We start from the raw sequence: 7060 nt of genomic DNA on the forward strand, positions 1-7060 counted from the left end.
GGAAGTTTTAAGATACAAGTTATAAGTAAAAAAGATTAGATGAATAAAATTATAAATCCAGAAAAAAGTAATTGGTCTTCATTATTACAAAGACCAACACAAACAATAGAAGCAATAGAAACTGCTGTTACTTCAATTTTTGAAGACATAAAACGAAATGGCGATGATGGCATTAAGCGTTATACTTCCATTTTTGATGGCGCAGAACTAGATGAAATGTTTGTTTCTGACAAAGAGTTTTTAGATGCTGAAAAAGAAATTTCTATTGAATTAAAAGAAGCAATTTCTTTAGCAAAACATAATATTGAAAAATTTCATTCGGCTCAAAAAACTGATAAGATTATAGTTGAAACTGTTGAAGGAGTAGAGTGTTGGCAAGAAAAAAGACCAATTCAAAAAGTTGGTTTATACATACCAGGAGGAACAGCACCATTATTTTCATCGGTATTAATGTTAGCAATTCCTGCACAAATTGCAGGTTGTAATGAGATTATTTTGGCCACGCCACCAAATAAAAAAGGAGAAATTAACCCAGCAATAATTTATACAGCACAATTATGTGGTGTAACCAAAATTTTAAAAGTTGGTGGTATACAAGCTATTGCAGGTTTAACTTTTGGAACAGAAACCATACCGCAAGTATATAAAATATTCGGGCCTGGAAATCAGTATGTAACAGCAGCAAAACAATTAGCTACTAAATATGGAGTAGCTATTGATATGCCTGCAGGACCGAGTGAATTATTAGTTGTTGCAGATGAAACTGCAAATGCTAGTTTTGTAGCGTCAGATTTATTAAGTCAGGCTGAACATGGTGTTGATAGTCAGGTAATTTTGGTTTCAACTTCTTTAAAGAAACTTAAAGAAATTGAAAAAGAAATTGAGGATCAAATTCAGAATTTATCTAGAAAAAAAATTGTGAAGCAAGCAATTGAAAATTCAAAACTAATATACATTGAAAACAAAGAAGTTGCTTTAGAATTAATTAATGATTATGGTCCAGAACACTTTATAATTTGTACAAATGATAATGATTTTTATATAAATGGTGTTCAAAATGCAGGTTCTGTTTTTATTGGAAATTACACGCCTGAAAGTGCTGGTGATTATGCTTCTGGCACAAATCATACATTGCCTACAAATGGATATTCAAAAGCATATTCAGGTGTAAATTTAGACTCATTTTTGAAAGCTATATCATTTCAGAAAATTTCAGAAAAAGGAATTCAAAATATTGGTAAAGCAATTGAATTAATGGCTGAAGCTGAAGGTTTAGATGCTCATAAAAACGCAGTAACGTTGCGTTTAAATAGTTTGAAATAGGAGTAATTCTCTTTCCCAAATGTCACACTTAGCTTGTCGAAGTGTAGTTTTTACTTTTAAAGTAATATAAATGAATATAAATAATTTAGTTCGAGAAAATATAAAATCGTTAAAACCGTATTCATCAGCAAGAGATGAATTTAAGGATCTAAAAGCAGATATGGTTTTTTTAGATGCGAATGAAAATCCGTTCGAAAATGGTGTAAATCGCTATCCCGATCCTCAGCAAACATTAGTTAAAAAAGAATTGTCTTTGTTGAAGGGAGTTTCTATGAATCAAATTTTATTAGGAAATGGGAGTGATGAAGTGTTAGATTTAATTTTTAGAGCTTTTTGCGAACCAAAAGAAGATAATGTAATCACACTACCACCAACGTACGGAATGTACCAGGTTTTGGCAAACATTAATAATATAGAAGAAAAAGAAGTTTTGTTAACTGCAGGTTTTCAACCTAATGTAAATGAAATTTTAGAGGTTGCTAATGCCAATTCTAAACTATTATTTTTATGTTCACCAAATAATCCAACAGGTAATTCTTTTTCACAAGAAAATGTTGAAATATTATTGAAATCCTTTAATGGATTGGTCGTAATTGATGAAGCGTATATTGATTTTTCTTCACAAAAAAGTTGGCTTTTAAGATTGGAAGAGTTTCCAAATTTAATTATTACACAAACGTTGTCAAAAGCTTACGGAATGGCAGGAATTCGTTTAGGAATTTGCTATGCTTCCGAAGAAATTATTGCAATTTTAAACAAAATTAAACCTCCGTACAATGTAAATGAATTAACCCAACAAAGAGCTTTAAAGCGTATTTTAACAAAAAATAAGGTCAAAAAAGAAATTGAGACTATTTTAGAACAGAGAGAAAAATTAATTGATAAATTAAAATCAATTTCATTTGTTGAAGAGGTATATCCGACAGATGCAAATTTTGTGCTAATTAAAGTGGATGATGCATCTAAAAGATATGCAGATTTAATTGTACGTGGAGTTGTTATTAGAAACCGAACGAATCTGCCATTGTGTAAAAACACCTTGCGTTTAACTGTTGGAACAAAGAGCGAAAATATGAATTTGATAAAAGCATTAAAAGAAATAGAATGAAAAAGAAAGTTTTATTTATTGACCGAGATGGTACTATGATTAAAGAAACCATTGATGAGCAAATTGATGCGTTTGAGAAAATGATTTTTTATCCAAAAGCATTTACTTTTTTGGGGAAAATAGCCAAGGAATTGAATTATGAATTGGTTATGATTACCAACCAAGATGGTTTAGGGACTGAAGTTTTTCCTGAAGATACTTTTTGGCCAGTACATAATTTTATTATGAAATCATTTGAAAATGAGGGTGTTATTTTTGATAAGGTTTTTTTAGATAGAACCTTTCCTCACGAAAACGCCAACACGCGTAAGCCAGGAACTGGTTTATTAACTGAATATTTTTCGGATGAATATGATTTGGAAAATTCGTTTGTAATTGGCGATCGATTAACAGATATTGAATTAGCTAAAAACTTAGGTTCTAAAGGGATTTATATAAATGACAATACAAATCTTGGTACTGGAGAAATTACAGTAAAAAGGGATGAACTAGATAGTGTAATTGCTTTGGAAAGTAGTGATTGGGAAAAAATTTATGAGTTTTTAAAATTAGAAAATCGTACAGCAGAATTAACTAGAAATACTAATGAAACGAAAATTTTTATCAAATTAAATCTAGATGGAACTGGGAAAAGTGAAATTTCAACAGGAATTGCATTTTTTGATCATATGCTCGATCAAATTGCTCGTCATGGAAATATGGATTTAACCATTCAAGTGAAAGGAGATTTAGACGTTGACGAACATCATACTATTGAAGATACTATGATTGCTTTAGGTGAAGTTTTCGCCAAAGCGTTAGGAAATAAATTAGGAATTGAACGTTACGGGTTTTGTTTGCCAATGGATGATTGTTTAGCACAAGTTGCAATTGATTTTGGAGGAAGAAACTGGCTAGTTTGGGATGCTGATTTTAAGCGTGAAAAAATTGGTGAAATGCCAACTGAAATGTTTTTTCACTTATTTAAATCATTTACTGATGGCGCAAAATGCAATTTAAATATTAAGGCAGAAGGAACAAATGAACATCATAAAATTGAAGGAATTTTTAAAGCATTTGCAAAAGCAATAAAGGCTGCAGTAAAAAGAGATGCTGAAAAAATGATTTTACCAAGCACAAAAGGAATGCTTTAATTCAATTGAAAATTAACAATTAAAAATGAATAATTATTGTCACACTGACGTTGTCACACTTAGCCTGTCGAAGTGTAGGTTATGTCAAACACATATATAAATGAAAATAGTAATTATAAATTACGGAGCAGGGAATATTCAATCCATAAAGTTTGCCATTCAGCGATTGGGATATGAAGCTATATTATCAAATAACGAAGATGAAATTAGGAATGCTGATAAAGTTATTTTTCCAGGTGTTGGAGAGGCTAGTAGTGCAATGAAAATGTTGAAGTCGACAGGGTTGGATAAAGTAATTCCAACGTTAAAACAACCAGTTTTAGGTATCTGTTTAGGAATGCAGTTAATGTGTAAATACTGCGAAGAAGGGGATACCAATGGTCTAAATATTTTTGATGTAGATGTTATCAAATTCAATGGTAATGAAAAAGTTCCTCAAATCGGATGGAATCAAATTGAAAATTTAAAATCAGATTTGTTCAAGGGGATTAAGGAAAAGGAATATATGTATTTGGTGCATAGTTATTATGTTCCAATAAATAATGAAACAATTGCCGTTACTAATTATGGATTAAAGTATGCATCTGCTTTGCGAGAAAAAAACTTTTATGGTGTTCAATTTCACCCAGAGAAAAGTAGTAAAGCAGGAGCACAAATATTAAAGAATTTTTTAGAATTATAAAATGAGAATCATCCCAGCAATAGATATAATAAATGGTAAATGTGTACGTCTTTCAAAAGGTGATTATGCAACAGAAATTATATACAACGAAAATCCATTAGAAGTAGCTAAAATGTTTGAAGCTCATGGTGTTAAATATTTACATCTGGTAGATTTAGATGGTGCAAAGGCAAGTCATATTGTGAACCATAAAGTATTGGAGAACATTGCTTCAAAAACTAATTTAAGTATTGATTTTGGAGGTGGTTTAAAGTCGGATGATGATTTACGAATCGCTTTTGAATCTGGTGCAAATCAAATTACTGGTGGTAGTATTGCGGTTAAAAACCCAGATATATTTAAAAGTTGGTTGCAAAAGTACGGAGCTGATAAAATTATTTTAGGTGCCGATGCTTTGGACGAGAAAGTTGCTGTTACTGGTTGGTTAGAAGAATCAGATAAAGAATTACTTCCTTTTATTCAGAATTACGAAAAAGTAGGAGTTAGTTATGTTATTTGTACAGATATTTCAAAAGATGGAATGCTTCAAGGTCCTTCGTTTGACTTATATCAAAAAATATTAAATGAAACCTTAAACATTAAGCTAATTGCTTCAGGAGGAATTTCAACATACGATGAATTACCAAGATTGGCTGAAATGGGTTGTGAAGGAACTATTGTAGGAAAAGCAATTTACGAGCATAGAATAAGTATGAAACAAATTGAAAATTTCATTTTAAATAACTAAATATGTTAACAAAAAGAATCATTCCTTGTTTAGATATTAAAAATGGAAGAACTGTAAAAGGTATAAATTTTGTTGATTTACGTGATGCAGGAGATCCAGTTGAATTGGCTGAAATATATGCTAATGAAGGAGCCGATGAATTGGTATTTTTAGATATTACAGCAACAGAGCAACGAAGAAAAACGTTAGCTGAATTAGTAATGAATGTTGCAGAAAAAGTCAATATACCATTTACTGTTGGAGGCGGAATCTCGTCGGTTGAAGATGTAGAAATATTACTAAATTCAGGTGCAGATAAGGTTTCCATAAATTCTTCCGCAGTAAAAAATCCACAATTAATTAATGATTTAGCAGCTCGATTTGGAAGTCAATGTGTAGTTGTTGCTATTGATGCTAAGCAAATTGATGGAGAATGGGTAGTGCATTTGGTTGGTGGAAAAGTTCCAACAGATATAAAATTATTTGATTGGGCAAAAGAAGTTGAACAACGAGGAGCTGGAGAAATTTTATTTACTTCCATGGATCACGATGGAACAAAAAATGGATTTGCAAATAAAGCATTGGCTTATTTAAGTGAATTGGTAAATATTCCAATTATTGCTTCGGGAGGAGCAGGGAATATGCAACATTTTACTAATACTTTTATAGAGGGAAAGGCAGATGCCGCTTTGGCAGCAAGTGTTTTTCATTTTAAAGAAATTGAAATTAAGGATTTAAAAAACGAATTAAAGAAAAAAGGGATTGCTGTGAGATTGTAAATTTTTTGTCACATTGAGCTTAACGAAGTGCGTAATAAATAACACTAAAAAATGCTAAGATTCTGAATCAAGTTTAGAATGATGATTACTTAATGTAATAATATAAATAAAATTATGAATATAGATTTTAATAAAAGCCAAGATGGTTTAGTACCAGCAATAATTCAAGATGCAATAACTAGTAAAGTTTTAATGCTGGGTTATATGAACAATGAAGCATACACAAAAACTGTTGAGATTGGAAAAGTTACATTTTTTAGTAGAACAAAAAATAGGCTTTGGACAAAAGGCGAGGAGAGTGGAAATTTTCTAAATGTAATTTCAATAAAAAATGATTGTGACCAAGATTCATTATTAATTAAAGTGAATCCAGTTGGGCCAACATGCCATAAAGGAACTGACACTTGCTGGGAAGAAACGAATGAACAATCTTTTGGTTTTTTATCTGAATTAGAAAATGTAATTAAAAGTAGAAGAGAAAACGCAGATTCTAAAAGCAGTTATGTGGCATCTTTATTTGAAAAAGGAATTAATAAGATTGCTCAAAAAGTAGGTGAAGAGGCGGTAGAAATTGTAATTGAAGCTAAAGATAATAACGATGAATTATTTTTAAATGAAGGAGCTGATTTACTATTTCATTATTTAATTTTGCTTCAAGCTAAAGGTTATGCCTTAAATGATGTTGTAAAGGTTTTAGAAGGAAGACATTCATAAAATTTTATTAGAAAAAACTTTTTACTTCATCTTTAATAAATGCCAAAGCTGTATTTGAAGGTGGTGTGCTATTTGATAATTTTTGTAAAATTTCAACTCTCATTTCTTGAGCATTTGTAATTGAATTATCTTCTGAAGTTTTTTTAATAAGTTGTATTGTAGCATTTTTAGAAGCTATAATTACACTCCAGCATTTTTCTGAAATATAAATTTGTTGAGTTAAATTATGTTCAAATTCTTGTTCAATAGTACTTATTAAACTTATTGCATATGAATTTTTATCATTATTGATAGAAGTAACACGTATTAATAATTTTGAAGGATTTATACGCTCTAAATAAAGTGTCATTCGTTCATAAGCTTGTAATTTTGTTGGGAGTGCTTCTTTTCTGTTTTCTTTTAATAAACTTATTTTTAATTTTTTTTCTTCAGATTTTGTATGATTTAAAAAGAAAAAATATGCAATTACACCTGTAATTATTGAAGGTAGTGTATAACTAAGTAATTCTATTATTTTTGTTAATGTCATAAGAATGTATATTAAAAAATCAAATTTATTGTTTGTATACTGAAATTCAAAATTTATTATAATTATAATGTAAGAGTTTGATTTCT

At 30.1% G+C, this 7060-nt stretch carries 8 protein-coding genes; 7 read left to right on the forward strand and 1 reads right to left on the reverse strand.

Annotated features, from left to right (window positions below; all coding sequences use genetic code 11):
• Window positions 1-39 precede the first annotated feature (39 nt).
• From hisD to hisIE, 7 genes are all read left to right on the forward strand, one after another.
• Window positions 40-1323: a histidinol dehydrogenase gene (hisD, locus tag Q0352_RS03650; protein WP_299523794.1), complete on the forward strand. Its 1284-nt coding sequence runs from the start codon at window positions 40-42 to the stop codon at window positions 1321-1323.
• A 70-nt stretch (window positions 1324-1393) separates the two neighbouring features.
• Complete coding sequence (gene hisC, locus Q0352_RS03655) at window positions 1394-2431, forward strand: histidinol-phosphate transaminase (protein ID WP_299523797.1); 1038 nt, start codon at window positions 1394-1396, stop codon at window positions 2429-2431.
• A complete protein-coding gene (gene hisB / locus Q0352_RS03660; RefSeq protein ID WP_299523800.1) occupies window positions 2428-3564 on the forward strand; it encodes a bifunctional histidinol-phosphatase/imidazoleglycerol-phosphate dehydratase HisB in 1137 nt (378 codons plus the stop codon). Before hisC ends, hisB begins: the two co-directional genes overlap by 4 nt.
• A gap of 100 nt (window positions 3565-3664) precedes the next feature.
• The gene (gene hisH / locus Q0352_RS03665; protein WP_299523803.1) at window positions 3665-4246 is read left to right on the forward strand and encodes an imidazole glycerol phosphate synthase subunit HisH; all 582 of its coding nucleotides are present in this window, start codon (window positions 3665-3667) and stop codon (window positions 4244-4246) included.
• A gap of 1 nt (window position 4247) precedes the next feature.
• A complete protein-coding gene (gene hisA / locus Q0352_RS03670) occupies window positions 4248-4973 on the forward strand; it encodes a 1-(5-phosphoribosyl)-5-[(5-phosphoribosylamino)methylideneamino]imidazole-4-carboxamide isomerase (RefSeq protein ID WP_299523806.1) in 726 nt (241 codons plus the stop codon).
• A gap of 2 nt (window positions 4974-4975) precedes the next feature.
• Window positions 4976-5731 carry an imidazole glycerol phosphate synthase subunit HisF gene (gene hisF, locus Q0352_RS03675; RefSeq protein ID WP_299523809.1) on the forward strand — a complete coding sequence of 252 codons (756 nt, stop codon included), beginning with the start codon at window positions 4976-4978 and terminating at the stop codon, window positions 5729-5731.
• A gap of 114 nt (window positions 5732-5845) precedes the next feature.
• A complete protein-coding gene (hisIE, locus tag Q0352_RS03680) occupies window positions 5846-6445 on the forward strand; it encodes a bifunctional phosphoribosyl-AMP cyclohydrolase/phosphoribosyl-ATP diphosphatase HisIE (protein ID WP_299523812.1) in 600 nt (199 codons plus the stop codon).
• A 7-nt stretch (window positions 6446-6452) separates the two neighbouring features.
• Here the strand turns inward: hisIE and Q0352_RS03685 are convergent.
• The coding region (locus Q0352_RS03685) for a hypothetical protein (RefSeq protein ID WP_367274584.1) at window positions 6453-7060 on the reverse strand (608 nt) is incomplete at its 5' end.

Origin of the sequence: uncultured Lutibacter sp., assembly GCF_937891065.1 — a bacterium.
Classification (GTDB): Bacteria; Bacteroidota; Bacteroidia; order Flavobacteriales; family Flavobacteriaceae; genus Lutibacter.

Coding starts and splice junctions, on each gene's coding strand:
- hisD (WP_299523794.1), top strand. CDS start 40: ATGAATAAAATTATAAATCCAGAAAAAAGTAATTGGTCTTCATTATTA.
- hisC (WP_299523797.1), top strand. CDS start 1,394: ATGAATATAAATAATTTAGTTCGAGAAAATATAAAATCGTTAAAACCG.
- hisB (WP_299523800.1), top strand. CDS start 2,428: ATGAAAAAGAAAGTTTTATTTATTGACCGAGATGGTACTATGATTAAA.
- hisH (WP_299523803.1), top strand. CDS start 3,665: ATGAAAATAGTAATTATAAATTACGGAGCAGGGAATATTCAATCCATA.
- hisA (WP_299523806.1), top strand. CDS start 4,248: ATGAGAATCATCCCAGCAATAGATATAATAAATGGTAAATGTGTACGT.
- hisF (WP_299523809.1), top strand. CDS start 4,976: ATGTTAACAAAAAGAATCATTCCTTGTTTAGATATTAAAAATGGAAGA.
- hisIE (WP_299523812.1), top strand. CDS start 5,846: ATGAATATAGATTTTAATAAAAGCCAAGATGGTTTAGTACCAGCAATA.